This window comes from Lysobacter sp. A286 (assembly GCF_054052105.1).
Genome location: NZ_JBSVRJ010000001.1, coordinates 1,350,697 through 1,376,797, shown reverse-complemented (window position 1 = coordinate 1,376,797; position 26,101 = coordinate 1,350,697). Strand labels below are relative to the sequence as shown.

Here is a 26,101-nt window from a genome sequence, read left to right as displayed (position 1 = left end):
GTCGGTTCATATTGAGCGGTCACAAGATCGCCGGCTTCGGGCCGATCTCGCTGGCGTCGGCCTGGTTGGCAACCACGTTGATCACGCGGTTGTTCTCAAAGTAGACGGTAAAGGCGGGGTAGGCCCAGCGGTTGATGGTCGGCCATTGCTGCTTTTGCCCGCCACGTGGGTCCAGCCGTTGCGCGGGGGCTCCGAAGCGGGCCTCGACCTGTCCCATGCTTTGACCACGGGCCGGCACGGTCGCCGGGTTTTGCTGCTGGACGCGCTCGATCAGCAAGGTTTCTGCCGAAGCGGTACTGCCCAAGGTCAATAATGCGAGCAACGAAAGTGCGATAACGCCGGTCTTCATCATCATGTCCCCATCCCCCATGCAAGAAGGCTTGGATTGTAAGCGCAAGCCCGCCGCAACTGGCAGCACACGTCACGGATCGACGACGCCGGCTTCAAGGCGGCCGGCTTCAACACGCCCGGCTTCAACAAGCCACTCCAGCTGGGGAAAGCCCAATGCAAGAAAGCCGCCCGGAGGCGGCTTTCTCGACCAAGCGCAGACGCGCCCGCAGAATCAGCGCTGACGCGCCTTGAAACGCGGGTTCGACTTGCAGATCACGAAGACCTTGCCACGACGGCGAACGACTTTGCAGTCGCGGTGACGGGTCTTCGCCGACTTCAGGGAGTTCACGATCTTCATGACAAACCTCAGGCAACGGATGGATAAACGAGTAAGCCGGCAATTCTAGCGGGTCTTTGCGTGGCGGATCAAGGGGGTAGGGCGCTTTTATCCGACAGGTGCCGGAGAACGCTTGCATCCACGCATAATAGGGCATGACCAAAACACCCTCCATCGCAAATGCCCCCCCCGCATCGCCGGTGCTGACCATCGACGGCCCCTCCGGATCGGGCAAGGGCACCATCAGTCGCCTGGTCGCGCGCCGGCTTGGCTGGCACTATCTCGACTCCGGCGCGCTGTATCGCGCCATCGGCGTTGCCGCCGGCTGGGGCGACATCGACCTGTCGGATCCGTCCGCGCTGGTGCGCTGTACCTTTGACACCGATATCGGCTTTCGCGAGGTTGATGGGGAGTTGCAGGTATGGGTGAACGGTACCGACGCCACCCACGAGCTGCGCACCGAAACCGCGGGGGCCGCCGCGTCCGCGATTGCCGCCATTCCCGCGGTGCGTGCGTCGTTGAAGGATCGCCAGCGCGCGTTCCGGCAGCCCCCGGGACTGGTCGCAGACGGCCGCGACATGGGCACCGTCATCTTCCCCGACGCCGCCCACAAGGTGTTCCTTACTGCCAGTGCCGAGGAGAGGGCGGGCCGGCGCTATAAGCAGTTGAATGACAAGGGGGTTTCCGTTACCTTAAGCGGTCTGCTACGGGAGATTTTGGCCCGTGACGCCCGTGACGCGAGTCGTGCGGTGGCGCCGCTGCGACCGGCCGATGACGCCGTGACCGTCGACACCACCGGAATCGGCATCGATGAGGTTGTCGAGCATGTCCTGGGCCTGATGACCGCGTAGCAGGGATCATCGCTTCAAATTTACCTGTTCCAGATTTACCTGTCCCGGATTTACTTGTTTCAACTCTACCCGTCGCAATCCCGCGGCGGATCAACCAACCGACACATGGTGCACTCCATCGCACCACATCAACGGGTGGGTCGACCACGTGCTGCTTGCGTTTGCCTCTGCGGGAAACGATGCCAGCCGGTGCGGCCCGTGTGTTCAATCGGATATTTTCCAATGACCGAATCATTTGCAGAACTGTTCGAACAAAGCGAGCAATTCCTCGCGAAGCTGAAGCCTGGCTCCATCGTGGTTGGCACCGTCGTCGAAGTTCGTACCGACGTGGTAGTCATCAATGCCGGCCTGAAGTCCGAAGGCATCGTGCCGATCGAACAGTTCCGTAACGACGACGGCGAGATCGACGTCGCCGTGGGCGACCAGGTAAAAGTCGCCCTGGATGCCATCGAGAATGGCTTTGGCGAGACCGTGCTGTCGCGCGAGAAAGCCAAGCGCGCGATGGTGTGGGACGAGCTTGAGGAAGCGCTCGAGAAGAACGAGACCATCACCGGCCGCATCAGCGGCAAGGTCAAGGGTGGTTTCACCGTCGACATCAAGGATGTCCGCGGCTTCCTGCCCGGTTCGCTGGTCGACGTGCGCCCGGTGCGCGACTCGACCTACCTGGAAGGCAAGGAACTCGAGTTCAAGCTGATCAAGCTGGACCGCAAGCGCAACAACATCGTCGTCTCCCGCCGCGCGGTGGTCGAGAGCGAGCACTCGGAAGAGCGCGAGCAGTTGATGGAGAAGCTGGTCGAGGGCGCGATCCTGAAGGGTGTGGTCAAGAACCTCACCGACTACGGCGCGTTCGTGGACCTGGGCGGTATCGACGGCCTGCTGCACATCACCGACATGGCCTGGAAGCGCGTGCGCCATCCGTCCGAAGTGGTGGAAGTGGGCGCCGAGCTGGATGTGCGCGTGCTCAAGTACGACAAGGAGCGCAACCGCGTCAGCCTCGGCCTCAAGCAGCTGGGCGAGGATCCGTGGGACAACATCGCGCGCCGCTACCCGGCCGACACCCGCGTGTTCGGCAAGGTCTCCAACGTCACCGATTACGGCGCGTTCGTCGAGATCGAGCCGGGCGTGGAAGGCCTGGTCCACGTGTCCGAGATGGACTGGACCAACAAGAACGTCAACCCGTCCAAGATCGTGCAGGTCGGTGACGACGTGCAGGTCATGGTGCTGGACGTGGACGAGGAGCGTCGCCGCATCTCGCTGGGCATGAAGCAGGTGTCGTCCAACCCGTGGGAGACCTTCGCGGTCCTGCACAAGAAGGGCGACAAGGTCGAAGGCCAGATCAAGTCGATCACCGACTTCGGCATCTTCATCGGCCTGGACGGCGGTATCGATGGTCTGGTCCACCTGTCCGACATCAGCTGGAACACCACCGGCGAAGATGTCGTGCGCGAGTTCAAGAAGGGCGACACCCTGGAAGCGGTGGTGCTGGCCGTCGACCCGGAGCGCGAGCGCATCAGCCTGGGCGTCAAGCAGATGGAGCAGGATCCGTTCGGCCAGTACATGGCGTCGAACACCCGCGGTTCCATCGTTACCGGCAAGGTCAAGGAAGTCGACGCCAAGGGTGCGACGATCGAACTGGCCGACGGCATCGAGGGCTACGTGGCGGCGCGCGACATCTCCAAGGATCGCGTCGAGGATGCCAGCAAGGTGCTCAAGGTTGGCGACGATGTGGAGGCACGCTTCATTGGTATGGACCGCAAGGGCCGGACCATGCAGCTGTCGATCAAGGCGAAGGACGAGGCGGAGATGCAGGAAGCCGTTTCCGACTACAACCGTGCCAGTGCCGATGCGGCCAGCGGCACCACCAAGTTGGGGGCGCTGCTGCGCGAGCAGCTCAACAGCAACAAATCCGAGTGATTTCGGTTGCGCTGCCTGATCCAGGCAGCGCATGGGTCCTCGCCAGCGCTGTCGCTGGTGTTGGCCACCAGGACGGCCCGGCCTTGGCCGGGCCGTCCTTCGTTTGGGGTGCCGTCGATGATGGCGTCACCGCCTTCGACCTGATTTCCGCGCGTCTGGAACCGTTCCTTCAAGAGCATCCGCATTGCCCATGACCAAGTCAGAGCTAATCGAGATACTGGCCCAGCGCCAACGCCACCTGAAGGGTGAAGACGTGGATTTGGCGGTGAAGGCATTGCTGGAAATGATGGGTGCTTCCCTGGCCGATGGTGAGCGCATCGAGGTACGCGGTTTCGGAAGTTTCTCTCTGCACTACCGCGCGCCACGAATGGGCCGCAACCCCAAGACCGGTGAATCGGTCGCACTGTCGGGCAAGCATGTGCCGCACTTCAAACCCGGCAAGGACCTGCGCGAACGCGTTTGCGACGCCACGCCGCTGGAAGAGGCCGACTAGGACGGGCGGTACTTTTGTACACGCGCTTGCGTACACATGGCGGCTGTTCAGCTAAGCTGTACGCCAAGCAGGAACCGACCGGAGGCTGTCATGCGTTTGATCCGATTGCTCATCGCAATTGCGTGCCTGGTACTGGGTGCCATCGTGGGAGCGCTCAATTTGCAGCCGGTAAGTATCGACGTGGGTTTCAGCCACATACCTGCCAACCTTGGCATCGCGCTGATCGTGGCGCTGTTGCTCGGGGTGGTGATCGGTGGGCTTGCCCTGAGCGCCAGCGTGATATTGCCGCTGCGCCGTCGCCTCGCACTCGCTGAGCGCGGCCGCGACGTGACGACGTCACTGGATGGCGGGACCTGACCGGTGGAGTTCATCAACGAGTGGTTCTGGTTCTTCCTGTTGCTGCCGATTGCGGCGGTAAGCGGTTGGGTGGTCGGCCGCCGGGGGGGCGAACGCCATAGCAGCAGCCAGGTCAGTCGGCTTTCGACAACGTATTTTCGCGGACTCAACTATTTGTTGAACGAGCAGCCCGACAAGGCGATCGAGCTGTTCCTGCATATCGCGGAGCTGGACAAGGAAACTTTTGAGACCCAGGTCGCCCTGGGCCACCTGTTCCGCCGTCGTGGCGAGGTCGACCGTGCGATTCGCCTGCACCAGGCACTGGTGCAGCGTCCGGGCCTGAGTGACCAGCAAAAGGTCCAGGCCCTGCTCGCGTTGGGCGAGGACTATATGCGTTCGGGCCTGCTGGACCGGGCCGAGACCGTTTTCAGTGACCTGGTGGACCTCGACATGCGGGCGCCGCTGGCATTGCGTCACCTCATCAACATCTATCAGTCCGAGCGCGACTGGGACAAGGCGATCGAGAACGCGCAGCGTTACGAGTCCGCCACTGGCGAATCAATGGGCAAGTTGATTACCCAGTTTGAATGCGAACTGGCCGACCGACATCGTGCCGCCGGCGACGTCCAGGCCGCTCGCGCCGCCGTTGCCCGTGCCTATCAAGCCGACGCGAACTCGGTGCGCGCAGGCATGCTCGAGGGCCGGCTGGAGGTCGAGGCTGGCAACGACGCTGGCGCCATCCGCGCGTTCGAGCGAGTCGCGCGAACCGATCCGGACTACCTGCCCGAGGTCATGCCGGCGTTGCTGTCGTGTTACGAGAGAGTGGGTGATGGCCCGGGCGCACGTGCGTTCCTGGCCGAAATGTGTGAGCACTATCGCGGCATCGCCCCGGTGCTGGCCCTGACCCGGATGGTCGAGAGTCAGGACGGTGTGGCTGCCGCGCGCGCCTACCTGGCCGAAGAACTGAAAGATCGCCCTTCGGTCCGCGGCGAAGCGGCGTTGATGGAGCTGAGCATTGCCGAGGGTGCGGATCCACTGGCAACCTTGCACGACCTCAAACACATCACCGACCAGCTGCTCGTACGCAACCCCAGCTATCGATGCAATCGTTGCGGCTTTGGCGCGCGTAGCCATCATTGGCAATGCCCGAGCTGCAAGGAATGGGGCACGGTCAAGCCGTTGTTGAACTACGCTGTGGTCTGACACCGTGCTGACCTGGTTGTTCCTGCACGCCTCGGTCGCCGCCGCTGGCACCTGGTTGGCGCGCCGCTATGCGGTCCAGCGTGATCTGCTCGATCATCCCGGCGAGCGGCGTAGCCATCATGTTGCGACTCCGCGCGGTGGTGGCATCGCGATCGTGGCAGCGTTGCTGGTGGCGTCGGCTGCATTGGCGTTTCGCGACCCGGCCTACCGGGTCCTGCTGGCGGCTTTCGCCAGTGGCCTGGTACTGGTGGCCGGTGTGGGTCTGGTGGACGATCACCGGCCGCTCTCGCCCTGGTGGCGACTTGCTGTACATGGGTTGGCAGCGGTGTTGTTCGGCTTCGCCATCCAGCTGACATCCGGCAACCCCTGGCTTGGCTTGGCCGCGGTGGTGCTGGTGATGGTCCTGACCAATGTCTGGAACTTCATGGATGGGATCAACGGTTTGGCGGCCAGCCAGGCGCTGTTGCTCGCCGTCGTAGTGGCGTTGCTGCTCGGTGGCGTGTGGGGCTTGCTGGCCGCGGCGCTCGCCGCCGCGTGCCTGGGGTTCGTGCCGTATAATTTTCCCCGCGCCCGGATATTCCTGGGCGACGTGGGTAGCGGCGCCATCGGATTCTCGATTGCCGCGTTGGTCGCAGTCGGCGTCGCACGGATCGGTACGCACGCCGGTTGGCTGCTGCTGCCGTTGTCGGCATTCCTGGTCGACTCTGGACTTACCCTGCTGCGTCGCATGCTTCGCGGCGAGCGCTGGTGGACCCCGCATACCCAGCACGCCTATCAGGTGTGGGCGCGCCGGGATGGTCATGTGATTGTCACAGTGGCTTACGCAAGCTGGACGGCGATTGCAGCTATTGCGGTGGTCGTCATGTTTGGAGCCAGTACAATCGTCCTGTTGTGCAGTTGCGTGGCGTGGTATGCGTCCGCCGCTTTTGCATGGTGGTTATTGCAACGTATCGAATCGGCGCCCCCGATTCCGACCAAGAAGGATAGTGAATGAGCGCATGGAAGGATCGTTGGTCGTCGTCGGCACCGCGGATAGCGGTGGTATTGCACGACCTCGCGATGGTCTGGGTGGTGTGGCAGGGCCTGCACCGGTTGCGTTATGGGGTGATGTCGAATCCGCCCGAGATCGCGTGGTGGTCCACCGAGATTGTGTTGGTATTGGCCGCCCAGGGGCTGGTGTTCTGGCAGGTAGGCCTCTATCGCGGCCTGTGGAGGTTCGCCAGCGTTCCGGATCTGTGGAATATCTTCAAGGCCTGCGCGCTCGGGCTGTTCGCAATCGTTCTGGGGCTGTTTCTCTACAATCGGCTGAATCTTGTTTCGAGGACCGTGCTGGTTCTGTACCCATTGGTTCTGATGGGCATGCTCGGTGCACCGCGACTGTTGTATCGCGCATGGAAAGACAGCCGGATGGACCGGGGACATGGAGCCTCGGTACGGATCCTCATTCTTGGCGCTGGCGGTGCCGGTGAGGCATTGGTTCGCGACCTGCGACGCATCGGCAACTACCAACCCGTGGGTTTCCTGGACGATGCCTCGCGCCTGCGTGGCTCCAAGGTGCAGGGCGTGCCGGTGTTGGGCCGGGTGGGGGACGTGGCCGAGATCGCCCGCGAGACCGCCGCACGCTTGCTGGTGATCGCGATGCCATCGGCCGATGCGAAATCCATGCAGGCCGTGGTGGCGTCTTGCGAACGCTCGGGTTTGCCGTTTCGGATGGTGCCTCGTTTGCTCGACACCCTTGAGGGTCGTTCGCTGCCGGGTGAACTGAAGGAAGTGGCCATCGAAGATCTGCTTGGTCGCCAACCGGTGCTCCCTGACTGGAAGGCCATCCGGAGTTGGCTTGGTGCTCGCTCGGTGCTGGTCACCGGCGCAGGCGGCTCGGTTGGTTCGGAGCTGTGCAAGCAGTGCGCCCGCCACGGTGCGCGTCGCATAGCACTGGTGGAGCAGGACGAGTTGGCGCTGATCACCGTTTTGGCCAACCTGCGGCGGGATTTCCCAGACCTGGAGTACATCCCCGTACTCGGTGATTGTGGTGATCCGGCCGTCATCGATTACGCACTGAGGGCTGCCGAACCGGAGGCCGTGTTCCATGCGGCCGCATACAAGCACGTGCCGCTGCTGGAGACCCAGTTGCGCGAAGCAGTCCGTAACAACGTGCTCGCCACCGAAACGGTGGCCCGAGCCTGCCGTCGGGAGGAAGTCGGGACTTTCGTGTTGATCTCCACCGACAAGGCGGTCGATCCCGGCAACATCCTCGGTGCGACCAAACGCCTCGGCGAGATGGTGTGCCAGTCGTTGGTTGACCATCGCAGCACCCGTTTCGTGACGGTGCGCTTCGGCAACGTGCTCGACTCCGCCGGCAGCGTGGTGCCGTTGTTCCGCGAGCAGATCCGCCGCGGTGGGCCGGTGACCGTTACCGATCCCGAGGTAACCCGTTACTTCATGACCATCCCCGAGGCCTGCCAGTTGATCCTGCAAGCCTCGGCGATCGGGACCCATGAGGCAATCTATACGCTTGACATGGGTGAGCCGATACCGATCCGCTTGTTGGCCGAGCAGATGATCCGGCTGGCCGGCAAGCAGCCTGGGCGGGACGTATCGATCGTGTATACCGGCTTGCGCCCGGGCGAGAAGCTGCACGAAGTGCTGTTCCACGCCGATGAATGCTACCGCGCCACCGCGCATCCGAAGATTCTGCAGGCGGAGCCGCGTGCTGTTGTTGCCACCGACATCCATGCCGCGCTGAGGCAGTTGCGCGACGCGTGCGGAAACTACGATCTGGACCGTCTGGATGCACTGGTGCACTCGACCGTCCCGGAATTCCAATCCATCGGCTTGCATCCACAAGCCACGGTCGCGCCCTCCACCGTAGTGGCGTTCCCCTCGCGCACGGCAAGGAAAGTCTGATGTCGCAACGTATCCGCAAGGCAGTGTTCCCGGTTGCGGGGCTCGGAACCCGGTTCCTGCCTGCGACCAAGACCGTTCCAAAAGAGATGTTGCCGATCATCGACCGGCCGTTGATCCAGTACGCAGTAGACGAGGCGATCGAGGCGGGCTGCGACACGCTGGTATTCGTCACCAACCGCTACAAGCATGCGGTCGCCGATTACTTCGACAAGGCTTACGAGCTTGAGGAAAAGCTTGAACGTGCCGGCAAGCTGGAGCAGCTGGAGCTGGTCCGCAACCCGTTGCCCAAGGGAGTGCGGGCGGTGTTCGTCACCCAGACCGAGGCGCGCGGGCTGGGCCATGCGGTGCTTTGCGCCAAGCCCGTGATTGGTGACGAGCCCTTTGCGGTGCTCCTGCCCGATGACTTGATCTGGAACCGCGGCCCGGGCGCACTCAAGCAGATGGCTGATGCCGCCGAGGCCACCGGCGCCAACATGATCGCGGTGCAGGACGTGGAGCGCGAAAAGACCGCCAGCTATGGCATCGTGGCGACGGAGGATTTTTCCGATCGTCAGGGACGCATCCGCGCGATCATCGAAAAGCCCAAGCCGGCTGATGCGCCCAGTACGCTGGCGGTGGTCGGTCGCTACGTCCTGAGCCCGCGCATCTTCGAGTTTCTGGAAACCACCACGCCGGGGTCGGGCGGTGAAATCCAGCTGACCGACGCGATCGCGCGGTTGCTGGTCGATGAGGCCGTCAACGCCTACCGCTTCCAGGGCACACGCTTTGATTGCGGCACCCATATCGGCCTGATCGGGGCGACGATCCGTTACGCGCTTGATCACGAGAAACTGAGCGTCGCCGCCCAGACACTGATGAGCGATGCGCTGAAGGAAATGGGTGTCACCGAGCTGGAGTAGTCATCGTTTGACTTTTCACGCGCCGGTCGGCTGACTGGCGCGATGGCCCTTTCCTACTACCAAGCCACGCTTCCGGCGCTGGCGCCCCGTTATCCGGCATTGCAGGGCGCACGCGACGCGCGCGTATGCGTGATCGGCGGTGGATTCGCGGGACTCAATACCGCGCTCGGTCTGGTCGAGCGTGGCGTTGGCGACGTCGTGCTGCTCGAAGCCGACCTGATCGGCTTCGGTGCTTCGGGCCGCAACGGCGGCTTTGTCTTCGGGGGGTTCTCGCTGGGTGAGGCATCCTTGTTGGCGCGGGTGGGGGCACGGCGAGCGCAGGCGATGTACGGCGGCACGATGCAGGCGGTGGAGTTGATTCGCCAGCGCATTCATCGCCACCGGATTGATTGCGATGTGGTCGAGGCCGGGGTGATCTGGGCCAACTGGTTCCGCGATCCCTCGGTGCTCCGGGCACGACAGCAACTGCTGGCCGAGCACTATGGCGTTGACTGGCAGTGGTTGCCGAAATTCGAACTGCGCAATCTGGTTCATAGCCGGCGCTATGGCGATGGCCTGTTCGAAGCCAATGCCTTCCACTTCCACCCGCTCAAATACGCCCTCGCCCTGGCCCGCGTCGCTGTCGAAGCAGGGCTGGTCGTGCATGAGCGCAGTCCGGCGGTGTCGCTGCAGCGCAAGGGGGCGGGGTGGCGGGTAACCACGCCGGAAGGGCAGGTCGACGCCGAGCAGGTCGTGCTTGCCTGCGGTGGCTACCTGGCCGGTCTGGATCGCAGGGTCGATGCCTCTGTCATGCCGATCGCCACTTACGTGATGACCACCGAGCCGCTGGGATCGCGCATGGACGAGATCATGCAGACCCGCGCGGCGGTCTACGACAGCCGTTTCGCGTTTGATTACTACCGGCCGTTGCCTGACACGCGGCTACTATGGGGCGGGCGGATATCGGTGCTGGACCGTTCGCCGGAGGCGGTGAAGCGGTTGCTGTATCGCGACATGTTGAAAGTCTTTCCGCAGCTGGGAGGCGTGGCGGTCGATCACGCCTGGTCCGGCCTGATGAGTTACGCGCGCCATCAGATGCCGCAGATCGGACTGGCCGAAGACGGTCTCTGGCTCGCCCAGGCGTTCGGAGGCCATGGGGTGGCCCCGACCACGTTTGCGGGCGAACTGGTGGCGTCGGCGATTGCGCAGCGAGATGTGCGCTGGCGTGAATTCAACGAGTTCGGTCTGGCTCCGGCATGGAAGCCGGCCGGTCAGGTAGCGGCGCAATTGAGTTACTGGTGGGCCGGCCTGAAGGATGGATGGAAAGCAACAAACGAGGGCAATCGATGAGTGACGTTGAACCCATAAGCTGGGACGACTTCGAGAAGGTAATGCTGTGTGTTGGCACTGTGATGCGTGTCGAGCCATTCCCGGAAGCGCGGAGGCCTGCCTGGAAGCTCTGGGTCGATTTCGGCGTCCACGGCATCCGTAAGACCAGCGCGCAGGTACGCGAGCTCTATGAACCCGAAGCGCTGCTGGGGAAACAGATCGTCGGAGTGCTCAACTTTCCGCCCAGGCAGATCGGACCTTTCATGTCGGAGTTCCTGCTGACGGGATTCCCCACGGAGACCGGCGTGGTAATCACCACGGTCGACCGCCCGGTTCCGGACGGCACCCGAATGGCCTGAGCAGCGCAACAAAAAACCAGGACCGCAGTAGCGACCCTGGTTTGTGTTGAGGTATCACGGGCGGGTAGCGGTCTTGCCGGTCCGCGGCAAGTTCAGAGCGACTCGAAAATACCCGCCGCGCCCATGCCGGTGCCGATGCACATGGTCACCATGCCGTACTTCTGCTGGCGGCGACGCATGCCATGCAGGATTGTCGCGGTGCGTACCGCGCCGGTCGCGCCCAGTGGATGGCCAAGAGCGATGGCGCCGCCCAATGGATTGACCTTGTCCATGTCCAGGCCGCAATCCCGGATCACCGCCAACGACTGCGCGGCAAAGGCTTCGTTGAGCTCGATCCAGTCCAGTTGATCCTGGGTCAGACCGGCTTGCTTGAGCGCCTTGGGAATGGCTGCGATCGGGCCGATGCCCATCACTTCGGGACGCACGCCAGCGACGGAGAAACTGACAAAGCGCGCCAGCGGCGTCAATCCGTAGTCTTTGATTGCCTGCGCCGAGGCAAGCAATACCGCACCGGCACCATCGGACATCTGCGAACTGTTGCCGGCGGTCACGCTGCCGCCGAACTGGCCGTTGCGGAACACCGGACGCAGCCTGGCCAGTCCTTCGATGGTGGATCCCATGCGCGGACCTTCATCGGTATCGACCAGGACCTTCTTCTCGCGGATGGTGTTGCGCTCCAGGTCGGGCAGGTGGGAAATCACCTCCAGCGGGCTGATCTCGTCGGTGAACTCGCCGGCCTCGATCGCAGCCAGTGCCTTGAGGTGTGACTGGAGGGCGAACGCGTCCTGGTCCTCACGACTGATCTTCCATTCCTCGGCAACCTTCTCCGCGGTGATGCCCATGCCGTAGGCGATGTTGACGTGGTCGTCCTTGAACACGTTCGGTGAGAGCGCCACCTTGTTGCCCATCATCGGCACCATCGTCATCGACTCGGTACCGCCGGCAAGCATCAGGTCGGAGTTGCCCAGGCGGATCTGGTCGGCTGCCAACGCGACCGCCTGCAGGCCCGATGAGCAGAAGCGGTTGATGGTCTGTGCGGCGATGGTGTCAGGCAACCCGGCCAGCAGTACGCCGATGCGGGCCACGTTCATGCCTTGCTCGCCTTCGGGCATCGCGCAGCCGATGATGGCGTCGTCGATGCGGTTCACGTCGATCCCCGGTGCCTGGGCAATCACCGCCTTGAGCACATGGGCGAGCATGTCGTCGGGACGCGTGTTGCGGAACGCGCCGCGCGCCTTGGCCACCGGGGTGCGGGTGGCGGCGACGATGTAGGCGTCTTGAACTTGTCTGGTCATTTGGTTTCCAGCCTCTGTGTCATGGCAAAACGATTCGGCGAATATTGTTTTTTATCGTCATCCCCGCGTTCGCAGGGATGATGGATTGTTCAGTTACGCAGCGGCTTGCCGGTCTTGAGCATGTGCGCCACGCGCGCCTGGGTCTTGGGCATCTGTGCCAGGGCGACGAAGTGCTCGCGCTCCAGCTTCAGCAACCAGTCCTCATCGACGAGCGAGCCGCGCTCGACCTCGCCGCCGCACATCACGGTGGCGATGCGGGTGGCGATCTCGTAGTCGTGCTCGGAGATGAAGCGGCCCTCCAGCATGTTCACCAGCAGCATCTTGAAGGTGGCGATGCCGACGTCGCCGGCGACCTGGATCCTGCGCGCCGGTAATGGCGGACGGTAGCCGGACTCGGCCAGGGCGCGCGCCTGGGACTTGGCGACATCCAGCAGCTCGAAGGCGTTGAATACGACCACGTCGCTCTTGCGGGCCAGTTGCAGCGATTTGGCCTCCATTGCCGAGGTCGCGACCTTCGCCATCGCGATGGTCTCGAACACGGTCTTCAGCTCGGCGAACACGTCGCCGTTCGGGCCGGCGGCGTCGGACGCGCGGACGGCCAGCTCCTTCAGGCCACCTCCGGCAGGCAGCAGGCCGACGCCGGCCTCAACCAGTCCGACATAGCTTTCCAGCCCGAGCACTGTGCGGGCTGCGTGCATCTGGAACTCGCAGCCGCCACCCAGGGCGAGGCCGCGAACCGCGGCCACCACCGGCACCAGTGAATACTTGATGCGTTGGCTGGTGCGCTGGAAGTTCGCCACCATCGCATCGAAGCCCTTGATGTCGTTGGCCTGCAAGAGGCCCAGTGCGCCGGACAGGTCGGCGCCGGCGGAGAAGGGCTCCTTTGCCTGCCAGATCACCAGCCCGGAGAAGTCCTTCTCCGCACGTGACACCGCTTCCTGCAGGCCATCCAGAACCTGGTCGGACACGGTGTTCATCTTTGTCTTGAAGCTGAGCACGGCGATGTCGTCGCCTTCGTCGGCCCACATCCGCAGGCCTTCGTTCTCGAACACGGTGCGGCCTTGCGAGAACTTCTCACCCAGCAGCGCGTCCGGGAACCGCTGCCGGGCGTATACGGGATTGGCCGAGCGGGCAACGACGGCGTCGCGTCCGGGGCTGTAGCTGCCATCGGTCGAATGCACGCCATCGCGGCCGTCGAACACCCAGTCGGGCAGGGTGGCATTGCTCATTGTCTTGCCGGCGACGATGTCCGCCGCGATCCACTCGGCGACCTGCTTCCAGCCGGCGGCCTGCCAACTCTCGAACGGACCCACGGACCAGCCATACCCCCAGCGCATGGCGAAGTCGACGTCTCGCGCGGTCTGGGCGATGTCCTTCAGGTGGAAGGCGCTGTAATGGAAGGTGTCGCGGAAGCAGGCCCACAGGAATTGCGCCTGTGGATGCTCGCTGGCGCGCAGGGCGGCGAATTTCTTCGCCGGGTCGCGTTCCTTCAACAACGCGGCAACTTCAGGATCGAGTTCGGCCGCTGACGGACGGTAATCCCGGGTCTTCAGGTCCAGTACCAGGATGTCCTTGCCGCGCTTGGTGTAGAAGCCGGCGCCGGTCTTGGCACCCAGCGCACCCTTGTCGACCAGTCCGGACAGCCATTGGGGCGCCTTGAAGTAGTCGTGCCATGGGTCATCGGGGAGGGTGTCGGCCATGGTCTTGATGACATGCGCCATGGTGTCCAGCCCGACCACGTCCGCGGTGCGGTAGGTCGCGGACTTCGGCCGGCCGATCGCCGGGCCGGTCAGGGCATCGACGGTATCGAAGCCGAGTTTGAACTGCCCGGTGTGATGCATCGCGGCCAGCATCGAGAACACACCGATGCGGTTGCCGATGAAATTCGGGGTGTCCTTGGCGATCACCACGCCCTTGCCCAGGGTAGTGGTCAGGAACGTCTCAAGGCCTTCCAGCACGGCGGCATCGGTGCTGCGAGCCGGGATCAGCTCGGCCAGGTGCATGTAGCGCGGCGGATTGAAGAAGTGCACGCCGCAGAAGCGGTGGCGAAGCTCCTCGGGCAGTACTTCGGCCAGCTTGTTGATGCCCAGGCCGGAGGTGTTGCTGGCCAGGACGGTGTGGGCCGGTACGTGCGGGGCGATCTTCTTGTACAAGTCCTGCTTCCAGTCCATTCGTTCGGCAATCGCCTCGATGATCAGGTCGCAATCCTCCAAGTGTTTCAGACCGGTCTCGTAGTTGGCCGCCACGATCCTGCCGGCGAGCGCCTTGTCGGCCAGTGGGGCGGGGCTGAGCTTGGCCAGGTTGGCGATGGCCTTGGTGACGATCCCGTTGGGGTCGCCTTCCTTGGCCGGCAGGTCGAACAACACCGTATCGACCCCGGCATTGGTCAGGTGCGCGGCGATCTGTGCACCCATGACGCCGGCACCAAGAACCGCTGCACGGCGGACAAGTAGTTTGTTAGACATAGCCTGTAACTCCTTGGAATATATTATGTTTGTTGGATCAATTCTTGAAGCCAGCGGCGGCGAACCGTATCAGCTCGCGGGCAGCCCGCTCGCGGTGGGCCTTTTCCAGTACGCCTGAGGGCCGTTTGATCAAGCCGAAATCGGCCATGGCATAGGTCAATGCGCCCGCCAGGAAGTCCAGGCGCCAGTACAGCTCGGCCTTGCTCAGTTCCGGCAGGCACACGGCAATCGCCTTGGCAAAGTCACGCAGGACATGGCCGTAGCGCTCGGACAGGAACTTGCGCAGGCTGTCGTTCTTCTCCGCATAGGCGCGTGCGACCACGCGCACGAACGCCGCGCCGCCATGGCGATCCTGGGCAATGGCCAACGCCGGTTCCACGAAGGCCGCCAATATTGGCTCCAGCTCCCGCGGTTGCAGCTCGACGGCGGCTTTCAAGGCCGCCAGCCGCTGCGCACTCATGTCATCCATACGCCGCCGGAACACCTCGTTGACGAGGTTTTCCTTGCTGCCAAAGTGGTAATTGACCGCGGCCACGTTGACGTCGGCACGGCTGGTGACCTGACGGAGTGACGTGCCCGAGAAACCGTGCTGGGCGAACAGCTCTTCGGCGGCTCCGAGGATTCGGTCCTTGGTTGAGAACTGGGTGGTCGGAATCATGCGAAAGCCCTGTCGGATGTAACCGGAAATGTCGTCTAATCAAACGCTTGTTTGATCCTAGGCCTTGCGACATGAATCGTCAACGCAGATAGCGCCAGGATGACGGCTCAAAGCGCGTTTCCCGGTCGGATTTCCGTTAGAATCGCCGCAGTCACACAAGCCAAACCCGCGTTCAGGCGCGGGTTTTTCTGTTACCCTCGGGCGTGGATCTTTCCAACCTTGCATAAGGTCGCCGCCCGCCCAATCGGAGATATCCCATGGCGCTGGAGCGCACTCTTTCCATCATCAAGCCCGACGCAGTTGCCAAAAACGTGATTGGCGAGATCTACGCCCGGTTCGAGAAGGCCGGCCTGAAAATCGTTGCCGCCAAGATGAAGCACCTGTCCAAGGCCGAGGCCGAGGGCTTTTACGCGGTCCACCGTGAGCGCCCGTTCTTTGCCGCGTTGGTGGAGTTCATGATCTCCGGCCCGGTGATGATCCAGGCGCTGGAAGGGGAAGGTGCGGTACTCAAGCATCGTGACCTGATGGGCGCGACCAACCCGAAGGACGCGGCGGCCGGCACCATCCGCGCCGACTTCGCCGACAGCATCGACGCCAACGCGGTGCACGGCTCGGACAGCCAGGAGAATGCCGCGACCGAAATCGCCTACTTCTTCCCGGCCACTGACATCCACACCCGTTGATCCACTGGCATCGGGTCCACCCTTACGGGCCCGATGCCTGCTCTGCCCATCAAAACCACAACGCCATGACCCCGACCCGCGCAAACACCATCGACATCATCCTCGCCGACGCCAGTATCCCGGCGGATGCGACGTCGCCGGTTTCTGCGCCGGTTCCTGCGCCGGTCTCGGCCGGCGCAGCACCGAGGAAGAATATCTTCGACCTCGATCGAGTCGAGCTGGAAGACTTCTTCGAGGGAGTCCTGGGTGAGAAGCGCTATCGCGCGCACCAGGTGATGAAGTGGATCCATCACCGCTACGTCACCGATTTCGACCAGATGACCGACCTGGGCAAGGTCCTGCGCGCCAAGTTGCAGGAGCACGCCGAGGTCCGGGCGCCCGAGGTCATCCTGGAGCAGCCGTCGGTTGACGGTACCCACAAGTGGTTGATCGGCATGGACCCGAAGAACGCCATCGAGGCGGTGTTCATACCGGACAAGGGTCGCGGCACCCTGTGCGTATCCAGCCAGGTCGGCTGCGCGCTCAACTGCTCGTTCTGCTCCACCGGTACCCAGGGCTTCAATCGCAACTTGACTACCGCGGAGATTATCGGGCAGGTGTGGGTGGTTGCCCGACACCTGGGCAACCTGCCGCACCAGCGTCGCCGCCTCACCAACGTGGTGATGATGGGGATGGGGGAGCCACTGATGAATTTCGACAACGTCGTGCGCGCCATGAGCATCATGCGCGACGACCTTGGTTATGGACTGGCCAACAAGCGGGTCACCCTGTCCACCGCCGGCATGGTGCCGATGATCGACAAGCTGGGCGAGGTGAGCGACGTGTCGCTGGCGGTCTCGCTGCACGCGGCCAACGATGAGTTACGCACCCAGTTGGTGCCGCTCAACAAGAAATATCCGATCGACCAGTTGATGGCGGCGTGCCAGCGCTACGTCATGCGCAAGCCGAAGTCGTCGATCACCTTCGAATACACCCTGATGAAAGGCATCAACGACCAGCCCGAGCACGCACGCCAGCTGGCGCGGCTGATGCGCCAGTTCGACAATGCCACCCAGATGAAGGACGCGGCGAAGGTCAACCTGATTCCGTTCAACCCGTTCCCAGGCACGCGTTACGAGCGCTCGACCGAGACCGATATCCGCGCGTTCCAGAAGCTCCTGCAACAAGCCAGGGTGCTGACCACGGTGCGACGAACCCGTGGCGAAGACATCGACGCGGCTTGTGGCCAGCTGAAGGGGCAGGTGATGGATCGGACTCGCCGCCAGGCAACGTTCCGCAAGGAGCTTGCAGCGCAGGGGATCACCGATGCCAATGCCTGAGTGCAGGGCCAGGTATCGGATGTGCGGCAAGGCGATCCTCGCAGCGGTAGTGCTGGCGTTGGTCGGGTTGTCCGGGTGCAGTCGGCTGACTTTCGTCAAGCCTGACGTCAGTCGAGGCGGCCCCAAGTACGTAAAGCCCGAAGTCTCGATGACCCCCGACAGCTATGGCAAGGGTAGCGCTGCGGCGCGTATCGAGGTGAACAAGGCTCAGCAGGCCTTGCGTGCTGGCGACTATTCCGGCGCAGCCGGGGCCACGAAGGAAGCCCTGCGCCTCGCTCCGGATTCCGCGCCCGCCCATACGCTCGCTGCGCTGATCGCAGAGCACAATGGGGATGACCGCAAGGCCGGGGTGCACTATCAGAAGGCGCTGGAACTGGCGCCGCTCCAAGGCGGCATGCATAACAATTACGGGACATGGCTGTGTAGCAATGGCCGTGCCGAAGAGTCGCTGCAATGGTTCGACCAGGCGCTGTCCGATCCCACCTACCCGACTCCTGCGGTGGCGATGGCGAACGCAGGCGCCTGCGCCCAGAAGGCTGGTCAAGCCGCGCAGGCCGAACGCTACCTGGAGCGGTCGCTGGAGCTGGAGCCTGAGAACCCGGTTGCGCTGGCGGCGATGGCGCAGCATAAATTTCGCACCGGTGATGCGTTTCATGCCCGTGCATTTTCGCAGCGCCGGTTGGCGGCCGCACCGGCGGATGCGGCATCATTGTTGCTAGCGTCACAAATTGAGCAGAAACTTGGCGACACAGAAGCCGCAGCAGCGTACGTTCAGCGGCTACGGGGGGAGTTCCCGGGCACGTCGGGATCCGGAACGGGGGTTGACGGAAAGCAATGATGCAGTCCAAGCAGATCGCTTCAAGCGATGTCGAGGGATGTGGCGCGCGCCTCAGGCAGGCGCGCGACGGCGCAGGGTTGACGATCGAGGAAGTCTCGTCGCGACTGAAAATGCCACTCAGGGTAATCCGAGCACTTGAAGCCGACGACTGGAGCCAGGCGGGGGCACCGGTCTTCGTGCGCGGCCAGCTGCGGAGCTACGCAAGATTACTGGGCATCAATCTGGACTCGGACCTGCGACGGGCCGAGATCGACAATAGTGCCCCGCCCGAACTGATCAGCCACACCCACACACCGCGTTATCGGCGGGTGCTGGAGCAGGCCGGCCGGCGTGCGGTGTATATCGCACTTACCGCCGTGATTGCATTGCCGGTCTGGTTGACCACCCGGCCGCATTTTTCCGGTATGCCACAAGTCGAGTCGCTGGAGATTCCGGCGATGGCAACACTTCCAGTGGACCCGATGGATATGGAGCCAACCACTCCGTCGCCCCGACGGACCCCATTGATCGCTTCCATGGGGTCGCTGCATGCACCCGCAACCGTCGATGAGGCGGGGTTGTCGTTGCGTTTCAACGATGACAGCTGGGTTCAGGTGTTCGATCCGGATGGACGGGTGCTCGAGCAAGGCTTGATCGGCAGTAACGAGCGTCGCAGCTATGAGCCTGGCCAGGTGAGCCGCGTCGTGCTGGGCAATGTGTCGGCAGTCGAGGTTCGCAACCACGGTGAATCCGTCGACCTGGCGCCGTTCAGCCGCGCGAACGTGGCACGCTTTACGCTATCCTCTGAGGGTTCGCTCGCGCCGGTCACCGACTGACCGGTTCACGCGTTCGATATCTCACGGCCCGTCACCCGGGCTCGTCCGCAAACCGACGGTTCCGGCGTTGTTCGTCGGGGCTGGATAGCATGGCAGTCCTTCGATGGCATTAGACGATCCACTAGACGAACACGAACAAAGCGAACGCGTGCTGGAATGGCTTCGCACCAATGGCCTGGGTCTGGTCGGCGGCCTGGTTTTGGGGCTGGCCGCCATCAGCGGGTGGAAGTGGTGGCAGCAGGACCAGCATAATCAGGCGTTGGGCATGGCGGACCAGTACCAGACCGCGGTTACCGCGATCGTGGGCGACGACGACACGTCCGCTGCCAAGGTGACGGCGCTCGGCGACACCGTTTACGCAAACCTGGCCACGCTGCAGCTGGCGGCCTCGCAGGTCGAAGCAGGTCAGGGTGATACCGCGATCGAGACCTTGAGCGGGATCCAGCCGAGTGACCCGGCGGTGGCGAGCATCGTCGACCAGCGGCTGGCGCGATTGCTCGTGGATGCGGGACGGGCTGACGAGGCACTGACCTTGCTTGCTGACGCGTCCAGCCCCTCGGCATTGGAAACGCGGGGTGATGCCCAGTACGCGCTTGGCCAGACCGACAAGGCCAGTGAGGCATACAGCCAAGCACTGGTCGAGCTGGATGTGGCATCACCGCAACGGCAAATACTCGAGCTCAAACTTACCCAGGTCGGGGGTGTGGCCGCGACGCGTGATGCAACCGGTCCCGCGGCCGCCAACCCCGCGCTCGCCAATCCCGAGGCGCAGTCTTGATGAAGCCTGTTTTGATGGAGTCCGACCCAATGAAGCAGCTTTCAACAAAGCCCGTACCGAACCAGCGCCCACGCAATGGCATGGCCCGGGCCGTGCTGGTGCGTGGCAGTGCGTTATTGCTATGCGCGTTGGCGCTTTCGGGCTGCAGCACGATCAAGGGCTGGTTCAGTAGCGACAAGGAAGACGCGCTCAAGCCAGCAGCCTTGGTGGAGTTCAGTCCGTCGGCCACGGTGACCAAACTGTGGTCCGCCAATGCCGGTAAAGGCGAGGGAGTGTTGGGCGCGCGTCAGGGCCCTGTCATCGCCGATGGCAAGGTCTATGCGGCGGCGGTCGAGGGCGGTGTGCATGCGTTTGACCTGCAGACCGGCCAGAGCATCTGGAATTACCCCAGTGAGCTGGAACTCAGTGGCGGCCCCGGCGTGGGTGACGGCGTGGTTGCCGTCGGCAGTCTGGAGGGCGACGTGATCGCGCTGGATGCGGCGAACGGCGCGGAGAAGTGGCGGGCGAAGGTCGGCAACGAGATCATCGCCGCTCCTGCGGTCGGACTGGGCATGGTGTTCGTGCGCTCCAATGATGGCCGCATCACCGCTTTCGATATCAACAACGGCGAGCGTCGCTGGTTCTGGAATCATGACGTTCCGATGCTGTCGGTGCGGGGTAACGATGCCCCGGTGATCGGGCCAGGTTATGTGTTTATCGGCAACGATGATGGCAGCGTCTCGGCGTTGTCCGCCGACGATGGCGTCGAGTTGTGGCGCGAAGTGGTCGCCCCACAGGATGGCCGTACCGAACTGGATCGCATGGCGGACATTGATGGTGCTCCAGTGCTGGATAACACCACCCTGTACGCGAGCAGTTTCAAGAACAAGACGATGGCGATCAACGCGCCCAACGGACAGCCGATGTGGCTCAGCGACCACGGAGGCGCGGGCAAGATCGCCGTTGCCCCACAAGTTCTGGTCATATCCGACAACGGTGATGCGGTGATTGGCCTGTTCAAGCAAAATGGCGCGGCCATGTGGACCCAGGCGGCGCTGGCCCGGCGCAAGTTGACCTCTCCGGCGATCCAGGGCGACTACGCCGTGGTTGGCGACTATGAGGGCTATCTCCACTGGTTGGCGCTCGATGACGGCGCGTTTGTTGCCCGCACCCGGGCCAGCCGCGATCCCTTGCTGGCCACGCCACAGGTAGCCGAGGGGATCCTGGTAGTGCAGGACACCGACGGCAATCTGAGTGCGTTCCAGCTGGGGCAGTAGCACTTTTCTTCCTTTTTGATCGGACAACTCCAATGCTCCCGCTAGTCGCCCTCGTGGGTCGTCCCAACGTCGGGAAGTCCACCCTGTTCAATGCGCTCACGCGCACCCGCGACGCGCTTGTCCACGATCAACCCGGAGTCACCCGTGACCGCCACTACGGCGTGTGCCGGCCCGAAGGTCAACGGCACTTCGCGGTGGTGGATACCGGTGGCATCGCTGGCGAGGCCGAGGGTCTGGTCGGCGCGACCACGCGCCAGGCGCGCGCAGCGGCCGTCGAGGCGGATCTGGTGTTGTTCATCGTCGACGGCCGCGAAGGCGCATCGACGCTGGACGACGATATCCTCGCCTGGCTGCGTAAGACCGCACGGCCAACTTTCCTGGTGGTCAACAAGACGGACGGGCTGGATACGCAGGCGGCGTTGAACGAGTTCGCCCGCTACGGTTTCAGCGATGTGATTGCCGTGTCCTCCGCGCATCGCCAAGGCATCGACGAGCTGATCGAACAGGTGCTGGAACGGGTGCCTGACGAGGGCGAGTCCGCCGAGCTCGACCACGATCCCGCGCGTATTCGGGTCGCCTTCATCGGCCGGCCCAACGTGGGCAAGTCGACCCTGGTCAACCGCCTGCTGGGAGAGGAGCGGATGATCGCCTCCGATATACCTGGCACCACGCGTGATTCGGTCGCGATCGACATGGAGCGGGATGGTCGCCTGTACCGGCTGATCGACACCGCCGGCCTGCGCCGCAAGTCACGCGTCGACGCGGCGGTGGAAAAATTCTCGATCATCAAGACCTTGCACGCCATTGAGCAGTGCCAGGTCGCCGTGATCATGCTTGATGCCACTGAAGGGGTCACCGACCAGGACGCCAGCGTGCTCGGATATGCGCTGGACGCCGGCCGCGCGTTGGTGATCGCGGTCAACAAGTGGGACGGGCTGAGCGATTACCGACGCCAGCAGGCCGAGTCGCTGCTGTCGCGCAAGCTGTCGTTCGTCGAATGGGCGGAAGCGGTGCGGATCAGTGCCCAGCACGGTTCTGGCCTGGGCGAGCTGTTCAAGGCGGTCCACCGGGCACACGCGTCGGCCATTCATGAGTTCAGCACCAGCGAAGTCACCCAGGCTATCGAGGCGGCTTATGTGGCCAATCCGCCGCCGGTGGTTCGTGGCCATGTTGCCAAGCTGCGTTATGCGCACCCGGCCGCCAACAATCCGCCGACCTTTGTCGTCCATGGCAACCGGCTACGCACCCTGAGTGACAGCTACAAGCGCTACCTGGAAAATTTCTTCCGCAAGCGCTTCAAACTGGTGGGCACTCCCGTGCGGTTCATCTTCAAGGAAGGTGCGAATCCTTTCGAAGGCAAGAAGAACGTGCTTAACGAGAAGCAGATTGCCAAGCGACGTCGGTTGATCCGGCACGTCAAGCGCGGATAGGACGCTACAGTAAAGGCGGATAATGGCGCCCATGGCTATCGAAACCATCACTCCCTCCGAGGCCCGGCGTCGGCAGCAGTCCGGTGCCGTGTTGATCGATGTCCGCGAGACGCACGAACGGGCGTTGGGCATCGCCGAAGGTGCACTGGGCATCGCGCGCAGCGAGTTGGAGTCGCTACCCACTGGCAGCATCCCTGATCGGGATACCTCGGTGATGCTGATCTGCGAAGTAGGTGGACGTTCACGGCAGGTGGCGGAAACGCTGCTGGACGCCGGCTATGCCCAGGTCGCCTCGGTGGAGGGCGGTACCCGACGCTGGCGCGCGGATGGCCTGCCGTTGGTCCAGCCAGCTGGCGATCACGACTTTTACGAGCGGTACTCCCGCCACCTGCTGTTGCCCGAAGTTGGCGAGGCCGGCCAGCGAAAGCTGCAGGCCGCGCGGGTGGCCATTGTCGGTGCGGGTGGGTTGGGGTCACCGTCCGCGTATTACCTGGCAGCGGCCGGGGTCGGATCGTTGGTATTGGCTGATGACGACGTCGTCGACCGCAGCAACCTGCAACGCCAGATCCTGCACACCGACGCGCGGATCGGCATGGCCAAGGTTGATTCGGCGCAGGTCGCGCTGTCGGCATTGAACCCGAACATCACGATTGACACGTTCGCCGAGCGCATCACCGGTACCAACGTGGAGCGGCTGATCGCCGACGCGGACGTGGTGCTCGATGGTGGCGATAATTTCGCCGTCCGCTATCTGCTCAACGATGCCTGCGTAAAGCTCGGCAAGCCGTTGGTGTATGGCGCAGTACATCGTTTCCACGGGCAGGTCAGTGTGTTTGATGCCGGCCGCCGGCGTGGCGACGCGCCATGCTATCGCTGCCTGTTCCCACAGCCGCCATCACCCGAATCGGCCCCCAATTGCAGCGAAGCTGGAGTGCTGGGGGTGCTGCCCGGCGTGATTGGCATGTTGCAGGCCACCGAGGTGATCAAGCTGTTGCTGGGGATTGGCCAATCGCTGTCCGGGCGGTTATTGCAATTTGATGCGTTGGGCATGCAGTTCCGCCAGACCCGGCTGTCACCAGACCCGGACTGCGCCGTCTGTGCACCCGGGCAGGCGTTTCCCGGGTATATCGATTACGAGGCATTTTGCTCCGCCGGATAGAGCGCAAGATCGGCGATAATACCGGCCCCAGCTGCACTCAGGCCGAGATACTTGAAGACTGTCGCAACGCCCCAGACCGCCCGGATCCTTGATGGCAAACGCATTGCCGAAGATCTGCTCGACAGCCTCAAGGTGCGGGTCGATGCCCGTATTGCCACCGGCAAAACACCTCCGGGCCTTGCTGTGGTATTGGTGGGCGGCGATCCGGCTTCGGCGGTGTATGTGCGCAACAAGCGCCGCGCGGCCAGCAAGGTGGGCATTCGCGCGATCGATTTCGACTTGCCGGCAGACACCAGCGATGAAGAGTTGCTGGCGCTGATTGACAGGCTCAATGCCGATCCCGATGTACACGGCATTCTGATCCAGCTACCGCTGCCGGATCGCCGCGACCCGTCGGCACTGATCCATCGAATCTCACCGGCCAAGGACGTCGATGGCTTCCACCCGGAGAACGTCGGTCACCTGGTACTGCGAGAGTTCGGGTTGCGTCCCTGTACGCCGCGCGGCATTACCACCTTGCTGGCCTATACCGATCGTCCGGTACGTGGCGCAAGCGCGACCATTGTCGGCGTGTCCAATCACGTCGGTCGGCCGATGCTGCTGGAGTTGCTGATCGCCGGATGCACCACCACCAGCTGCCACAAGTTCACCCCGCCAGAGGTGCTGGAAACTGCCGTACGCGGCGCGGACATCCTGGTGGTGGCGGTCGGACGGCCGCAATTGATCCCCGGCGACTGGATCAAGCCTGGCGCGGTAGTGATCGATGTCGGTATCAACCGGCTCGACGATGGCCGCCTGGTAGGCGATGTGGGCTTTGCGGCTGCGGCCCAGCGCGCCAGCTGGATCACCCCGGTTCCCGGCGGGGTAGGGCCGATGACGGTCGCAACCCTGATGGAGAACACCCTGGAGGCAGCCGAAGCCAGTGACCCCGGATCGCGCCAGCCGGCCTGGAACGCAGTACAATGACGGGCTTCACTCCCCCCGGTCCCGCCCATGTTGCGCATCCAGGCTGAAGCACTCACCTACGACGATGTATCCCTCGTTCCGGCGCATTCGATTGTCCTGCCCAAGGACGTATCGCTCTCCACCCGCCTGACCCGCGACCTGAATTTGCGGCTGCCGATCCTGTCGGCGGCAATGGATACCGTCAGCGAGGCACGTCTGGCGATCGCGTTGGCGCAGTTGGGTGGCATCAGCATCATCCACAAGAGCATGACCGTGGCCCAGCAGGCCGCGCACGTCGCCCAGGTCAAATCCTTCGAGGCCGGCGTGATCAAGTCGCCGTTCACGGTCGGGCCGGAAACCACGATTGCCGACGTGCTCAAGCTGACCCGCGAGCGCAACATCTCCGGCGTGCCGGTGGTGGACGACGGCCAGTTGGTCGGCATCGTCACCAGCCGCGACATGCGCTTCGAGACCAAGCACGACGACCCCGTCCGCCACATCATGACCCGCAAGGATCGGCTGATCACGGTCCACGAGGGTGCCAGCGACGAGGAGGTCGTCGGCCTGTTGCACAAGCACCGCATCGAGAAGGTACTGGTGGTCAACGATGCCTTCCAGCTCAAGGGCCTGATCACGGTCAAGGACATCCAGAAGAAATCCGACAACCCCAACGCGGCCTACGACAGCAGCGAACGCCTGATGGTGGGTGCGGCGGTCGGGGTCGGTGGCGATACCGAAGCGCGCATCGAGGCGCTGGCCGCAGCCGGCGTCGACGTGGTCGTGGTCGATACCGCGCACGGGCATTCGCAGGGTGTGCTGGATCGCGTCAAGTGGGTCAAGAAGAACTTCCCCCAACTGCAGGTCATCGGCGGCAACATCGTCACCGGTGATGCCGCGCTGGCGCTGATGGATCACGGCGCCGATGCAGTCAAGGTTGGCATCGGTCCCGGCTCGATCTGCACTACCCGCATCGTCGCCGGCGTCGGCGTGCCGCAGATCAGCGCGATCGACATGGTGGCCGAAGCACTGCAGGACCGCATTCCGTTGATCGCCGATGGCGGTATCCGCTACTCCGGTGATATCGGCAAGGCCATCGCGGCTGGCGCTTCCACCGTGATGGTCGGCAGCCTGTTTGCCGGTACCGAGGAATCTCCGGGCGAGAGCGAGCTGTTCCAGGGTCGCAGCTACAAGAGCTACCGAGGCATGGGTAGCCTGGCCGCGATGGAAAAAGGCTCCAAGGATCGTTATTTCCAGGACTCTGAGGACGCGGACAAGTTGGTGCCGGAAGGCATCGAAGGCCGGGTTCCCTACCGTGGGCCGTTGCGCAGCGTCGTCCATCAACTGGTTGGGGGACTGCGCGCCACCATGGGGTACGTGGGTTGCGCGACCATCGAGGAGATGCGCAGCACGCCGCAGTTCGTGCGGGTGACCTCCGCCGGCTCGCGTGAGAGTCACGTCCATGACGTGCAGATCACCAAGGAACCGCCGAATTACCGGGCGGTGTGACCGCCAACACGGGTAATGAC

General features: G+C 63.5%; 25 protein-coding genes. 20 read left to right on the top strand and 5 right to left on the bottom strand.

All coding sequences use genetic code 11. The features are described 5' to 3' along the window. Nucleotides 1-19: 19 nt before the first annotated feature. Both ACW7G0_RS06330 and ykgO read right to left on the bottom strand, forming a co-directional pair. Nucleotides 20-349: a hypothetical protein gene (locus tag ACW7G0_RS06330; protein WP_456989468.1), complete on the bottom strand. Its 330-nt coding sequence runs from the start codon at nt 347-349 to the stop codon at nt 20-22. 213 nt (nt 350-562) lie between these two features. Continuing rightward, nucleotides 563-688 carry a type B 50S ribosomal protein L36 gene (gene ykgO / locus ACW7G0_RS06325; protein WP_456961425.1) on the bottom strand — a complete coding sequence of 42 codons (126 nt, stop codon included), beginning with the start codon at nt 686-688 and terminating at the stop codon, nt 563-565. Between the two features lie 134 nt (nt 689-822). Here ykgO and cmk point away from each other — a divergent pair, with 134 nt between their 5' ends. From cmk to ACW7G0_RS06275, 10 genes are all read left to right on the top strand, one after another. Next, nucleotides 823-1,518, top strand: a complete 696-nt coding sequence (gene cmk, locus ACW7G0_RS06320) for a (d)CMP kinase (protein WP_456988386.1) — start codon at nt 823-825, stop codon at nt 1,516-1,518. A 222-nt stretch (nt 1,519-1,740) separates the two neighbouring features. Then, nucleotides 1,741-3,432 (top strand): 30S ribosomal protein S1, encoded by a 1,692-nt coding sequence (gene rpsA, locus ACW7G0_RS06315; RefSeq protein ID WP_456988384.1) that lies wholly within the window; start codon nt 1,741-1,743, stop codon nt 3,430-3,432. 190 nt (nt 3,433-3,622) lie between these two features. Next, nucleotides 3,623-3,925 carry an integration host factor subunit beta gene (locus ACW7G0_RS06310; RefSeq protein WP_456988382.1) on the top strand — a complete coding sequence of 101 codons (303 nt, stop codon included), beginning with the start codon at nt 3,623-3,625 and terminating at the stop codon, nt 3,923-3,925. Nucleotides 3,926-4,015: 90 nt separating this feature from the next. Further along, entirely contained in the window at nt 4,016-4,282 is a 267-nt protein-coding gene (locus tag ACW7G0_RS06305; protein ID WP_456988381.1) for a lipopolysaccharide assembly protein LapA domain-containing protein, read from the top strand. Between the two features lie 3 nt (nt 4,283-4,285). Then, on the top strand, nt 4,286-5,464 hold the full coding sequence (lapB, locus tag ACW7G0_RS06300) for a lipopolysaccharide assembly protein LapB (protein WP_456988379.1): 1,179 nt from the start codon (nt 4,286-4,288) through the stop codon (nt 5,462-5,464). A 7-nt stretch (nt 5,465-5,471) separates the two neighbouring features. Beyond that, nucleotides 5,472-6,458 carry a lipopolysaccharide biosynthesis protein gene (locus tag ACW7G0_RS06295; protein ID WP_456989467.1) on the top strand — a complete coding sequence of 329 codons (987 nt, stop codon included), beginning with the start codon at nt 5,472-5,474 and terminating at the stop codon, nt 6,456-6,458. Further along, nucleotides 6,455-8,368 carry a polysaccharide biosynthesis protein gene (locus ACW7G0_RS06290; protein ID WP_456961431.1) on the top strand — a complete coding sequence of 638 codons (1,914 nt, stop codon included), beginning with the start codon at nt 6,455-6,457 and terminating at the stop codon, nt 8,366-8,368. Before ACW7G0_RS06295 ends, ACW7G0_RS06290 begins: the two co-directional genes overlap by 4 nt. Then, a complete protein-coding gene (gene galU, locus ACW7G0_RS06285) occupies nt 8,368-9,267 on the top strand; it encodes a UTP--glucose-1-phosphate uridylyltransferase GalU (RefSeq protein ID WP_456988377.1) in 900 nt (299 codons plus the stop codon). The genes ACW7G0_RS06290 and galU overlap by 1 nt, the downstream gene beginning before the upstream one ends. A gap of 42 nt (nt 9,268-9,309) precedes the next feature. After that, nucleotides 9,310-10,596, top strand: a complete 1,287-nt coding sequence (locus ACW7G0_RS06280; protein WP_456988375.1) for an NAD(P)/FAD-dependent oxidoreductase — start codon at nt 9,310-9,312, stop codon at nt 10,594-10,596. After that, the gene (locus tag ACW7G0_RS06275) at nt 10,593-10,934 is read left to right on the top strand and encodes a tRNA-binding protein (RefSeq protein ID WP_456988374.1); all 342 of its coding nucleotides are present in this window, start codon (nt 10,593-10,595) and stop codon (nt 10,932-10,934) included. Before ACW7G0_RS06280 ends, ACW7G0_RS06275 begins: the two co-directional genes overlap by 4 nt. A gap of 92 nt (nt 10,935-11,026) precedes the next feature. On the opposite strand, the gene ACW7G0_RS06270 is transcribed toward ACW7G0_RS06275, so the two are convergent. From ACW7G0_RS06270 to ACW7G0_RS06260, 3 genes are all read right to left on the bottom strand, one after another. After that, nucleotides 11,027-12,229 (bottom strand): acetyl-CoA C-acyltransferase, encoded by a 1,203-nt coding sequence (locus tag ACW7G0_RS06270; protein WP_456988372.1) that lies wholly within the window; start codon nt 12,227-12,229, stop codon nt 11,027-11,029. A gap of 89 nt (nt 12,230-12,318) precedes the next feature. Next, a complete protein-coding gene (locus tag ACW7G0_RS06265; protein WP_456988370.1) occupies nt 12,319-14,694 on the bottom strand; it encodes a 3-hydroxyacyl-CoA dehydrogenase/enoyl-CoA hydratase family protein in 2,376 nt (791 codons plus the stop codon). A gap of 37 nt (nt 14,695-14,731) precedes the next feature. Continuing rightward, nucleotides 14,732-15,352: a TetR family transcriptional regulator gene (locus ACW7G0_RS06260; protein WP_456961438.1), complete on the bottom strand. Its 621-nt coding sequence runs from the start codon at nt 15,350-15,352 to the stop codon at nt 14,732-14,734. A 257-nt stretch (nt 15,353-15,609) separates the two neighbouring features. Between ACW7G0_RS06260 and ndk the strand changes: the two genes are divergently transcribed. The 10 genes from ndk to guaB all read left to right on the top strand — a co-directional run bounded on the left by ndk (nt 15,610) and on the right by guaB (nt 26,081). After that, entirely contained in the window at nt 15,610-16,035 is a 426-nt protein-coding gene (gene ndk / locus ACW7G0_RS06255) for a nucleoside-diphosphate kinase (RefSeq protein WP_456988368.1), read from the top strand. Between the two features lie 65 nt (nt 16,036-16,100). Continuing rightward, nucleotides 16,101-17,354, top strand: coding sequence for a 23S rRNA (adenine(2503)-C(2))-methyltransferase RlmN (gene rlmN, locus ACW7G0_RS06250; RefSeq protein ID WP_456988366.1), 1,254 nt, complete (start codon nt 16,101-16,103; stop codon nt 17,352-17,354). Further along, complete coding sequence (gene pilW / locus ACW7G0_RS06245; RefSeq protein WP_456988364.1) at nt 17,341-18,192, top strand: type IV pilus biogenesis/stability protein PilW; 852 nt, start codon at nt 17,341-17,343, stop codon at nt 18,190-18,192. Before rlmN ends, pilW begins: the two co-directional genes overlap by 14 nt. Continuing rightward, complete coding sequence (locus tag ACW7G0_RS06240; protein ID WP_456988362.1) at nt 18,189-19,007, top strand: helix-turn-helix domain-containing protein; 819 nt, start codon at nt 18,189-18,191, stop codon at nt 19,005-19,007. Before pilW ends, ACW7G0_RS06240 begins: the two co-directional genes overlap by 4 nt. 103 nt (nt 19,008-19,110) lie before the next feature. Next, nucleotides 19,111-19,785: a YfgM family protein gene (locus tag ACW7G0_RS06235; protein ID WP_456988360.1), complete on the top strand. Its 675-nt coding sequence runs from the start codon at nt 19,111-19,113 to the stop codon at nt 19,783-19,785. Between the two features lie 80 nt (nt 19,786-19,865). Next, nucleotides 19,866-21,041 carry an outer membrane protein assembly factor BamB gene (gene bamB, locus ACW7G0_RS06230; protein ID WP_456989466.1) on the top strand — a complete coding sequence of 392 codons (1,176 nt, stop codon included), beginning with the start codon at nt 19,866-19,868 and terminating at the stop codon, nt 21,039-21,041. Between the two features lie 32 nt (nt 21,042-21,073). Continuing rightward, complete coding sequence (gene der / locus ACW7G0_RS06225) at nt 21,074-22,471, top strand: ribosome biogenesis GTPase Der (RefSeq protein ID WP_456988358.1); 1,398 nt, start codon at nt 21,074-21,076, stop codon at nt 22,469-22,471. 31 nt (nt 22,472-22,502) lie between these two features. Continuing rightward, nucleotides 22,503-23,630: a molybdopterin-synthase adenylyltransferase MoeB gene (moeB, locus tag ACW7G0_RS06220; RefSeq protein WP_456988356.1), complete on the top strand. Its 1,128-nt coding sequence runs from the start codon at nt 22,503-22,505 to the stop codon at nt 23,628-23,630. A 51-nt stretch (nt 23,631-23,681) separates the two neighbouring features. Then, nucleotides 23,682-24,596 (top strand): bifunctional methylenetetrahydrofolate dehydrogenase/methenyltetrahydrofolate cyclohydrolase FolD, encoded by a 915-nt coding sequence (folD, locus tag ACW7G0_RS06215; RefSeq protein ID WP_456988354.1) that lies wholly within the window; start codon nt 23,682-23,684, stop codon nt 24,594-24,596. Nucleotides 24,597-24,623: 27 nt separating this feature from the next. Then, nucleotides 24,624-26,081, top strand: coding sequence for an IMP dehydrogenase (guaB, locus tag ACW7G0_RS06210; RefSeq protein ID WP_456988353.1), 1,458 nt, complete (start codon nt 24,624-24,626; stop codon nt 26,079-26,081). Nucleotides 26,082-26,101: the final 20 nt, after the last annotated feature.

Coding starts and splice junctions, on each gene's coding strand:
- ACW7G0_RS06330 (WP_456989468.1), bottom strand. CDS start 349: ATGAAGACCGGCGTTATCGCACTTTCGTTGCTCGCATTATTGACCTTG.
- ykgO (WP_456961425.1), bottom strand. CDS start 688: ATGAAGATCGTGAACTCCCTGAAGTCGGCGAAGACCCGTCACCGCGAC.
- cmk (WP_456988386.1), top strand. CDS start 823: ATGACCAAAACACCCTCCATCGCAAATGCCCCCCCCGCATCGCCGGTG.
- rpsA (WP_456988384.1), top strand. CDS start 1,741: ATGACCGAATCATTTGCAGAACTGTTCGAACAAAGCGAGCAATTCCTC.
- ACW7G0_RS06310 (WP_456988382.1), top strand. CDS start 3,623: ATGACCAAGTCAGAGCTAATCGAGATACTGGCCCAGCGCCAACGCCAC.
- ACW7G0_RS06305 (WP_456988381.1), top strand. CDS start 4,016: ATGCGTTTGATCCGATTGCTCATCGCAATTGCGTGCCTGGTACTGGGT.
- ACW7G0_RS06290 (WP_456961431.1), top strand. CDS start 6,455: ATGAGCGCATGGAAGGATCGTTGGTCGTCGTCGGCACCGCGGATAGCG.
- galU (WP_456988377.1), top strand. CDS start 8,368: ATGTCGCAACGTATCCGCAAGGCAGTGTTCCCGGTTGCGGGGCTCGGA.
- ACW7G0_RS06280 (WP_456988375.1), top strand. CDS start 9,310: ATGGCCCTTTCCTACTACCAAGCCACGCTTCCGGCGCTGGCGCCCCGT.
- ACW7G0_RS06275 (WP_456988374.1), top strand. CDS start 10,593: ATGAGTGACGTTGAACCCATAAGCTGGGACGACTTCGAGAAGGTAATG.
- ACW7G0_RS06270 (WP_456988372.1), bottom strand. CDS start 12,229: ATGACCAGACAAGTTCAAGACGCCTACATCGTCGCCGCCACCCGCACC.
- ACW7G0_RS06265 (WP_456988370.1), bottom strand. CDS start 14,694: ATGTCTAACAAACTACTTGTCCGCCGTGCAGCGGTTCTTGGTGCCGGC.
- ACW7G0_RS06260 (WP_456961438.1), bottom strand. CDS start 15,352: ATGATTCCGACCACCCAGTTCTCAACCAAGGACCGAATCCTCGGAGCC.
- ndk (WP_456988368.1), top strand. CDS start 15,610: ATGGCGCTGGAGCGCACTCTTTCCATCATCAAGCCCGACGCAGTTGCC.
- rlmN (WP_456988366.1), top strand. CDS start 16,101: ATGACCCCGACCCGCGCAAACACCATCGACATCATCCTCGCCGACGCC.
- pilW (WP_456988364.1), top strand. CDS start 17,341: ATGCCAATGCCTGAGTGCAGGGCCAGGTATCGGATGTGCGGCAAGGCG.
- ACW7G0_RS06240 (WP_456988362.1), top strand. CDS start 18,189: ATGATGCAGTCCAAGCAGATCGCTTCAAGCGATGTCGAGGGATGTGGC.
- ACW7G0_RS06235 (WP_456988360.1), top strand. CDS start 19,111: ATGGCATTAGACGATCCACTAGACGAACACGAACAAAGCGAACGCGTG.
- bamB (WP_456989466.1), top strand. CDS start 19,866: ATGGCCCGGGCCGTGCTGGTGCGTGGCAGTGCGTTATTGCTATGCGCG.
- der (WP_456988358.1), top strand. CDS start 21,074: ATGCTCCCGCTAGTCGCCCTCGTGGGTCGTCCCAACGTCGGGAAGTCC.
- moeB (WP_456988356.1), top strand. CDS start 22,503: ATGGCTATCGAAACCATCACTCCCTCCGAGGCCCGGCGTCGGCAGCAG.
- guaB (WP_456988353.1), top strand. CDS start 24,624: ATGTTGCGCATCCAGGCTGAAGCACTCACCTACGACGATGTATCCCTC.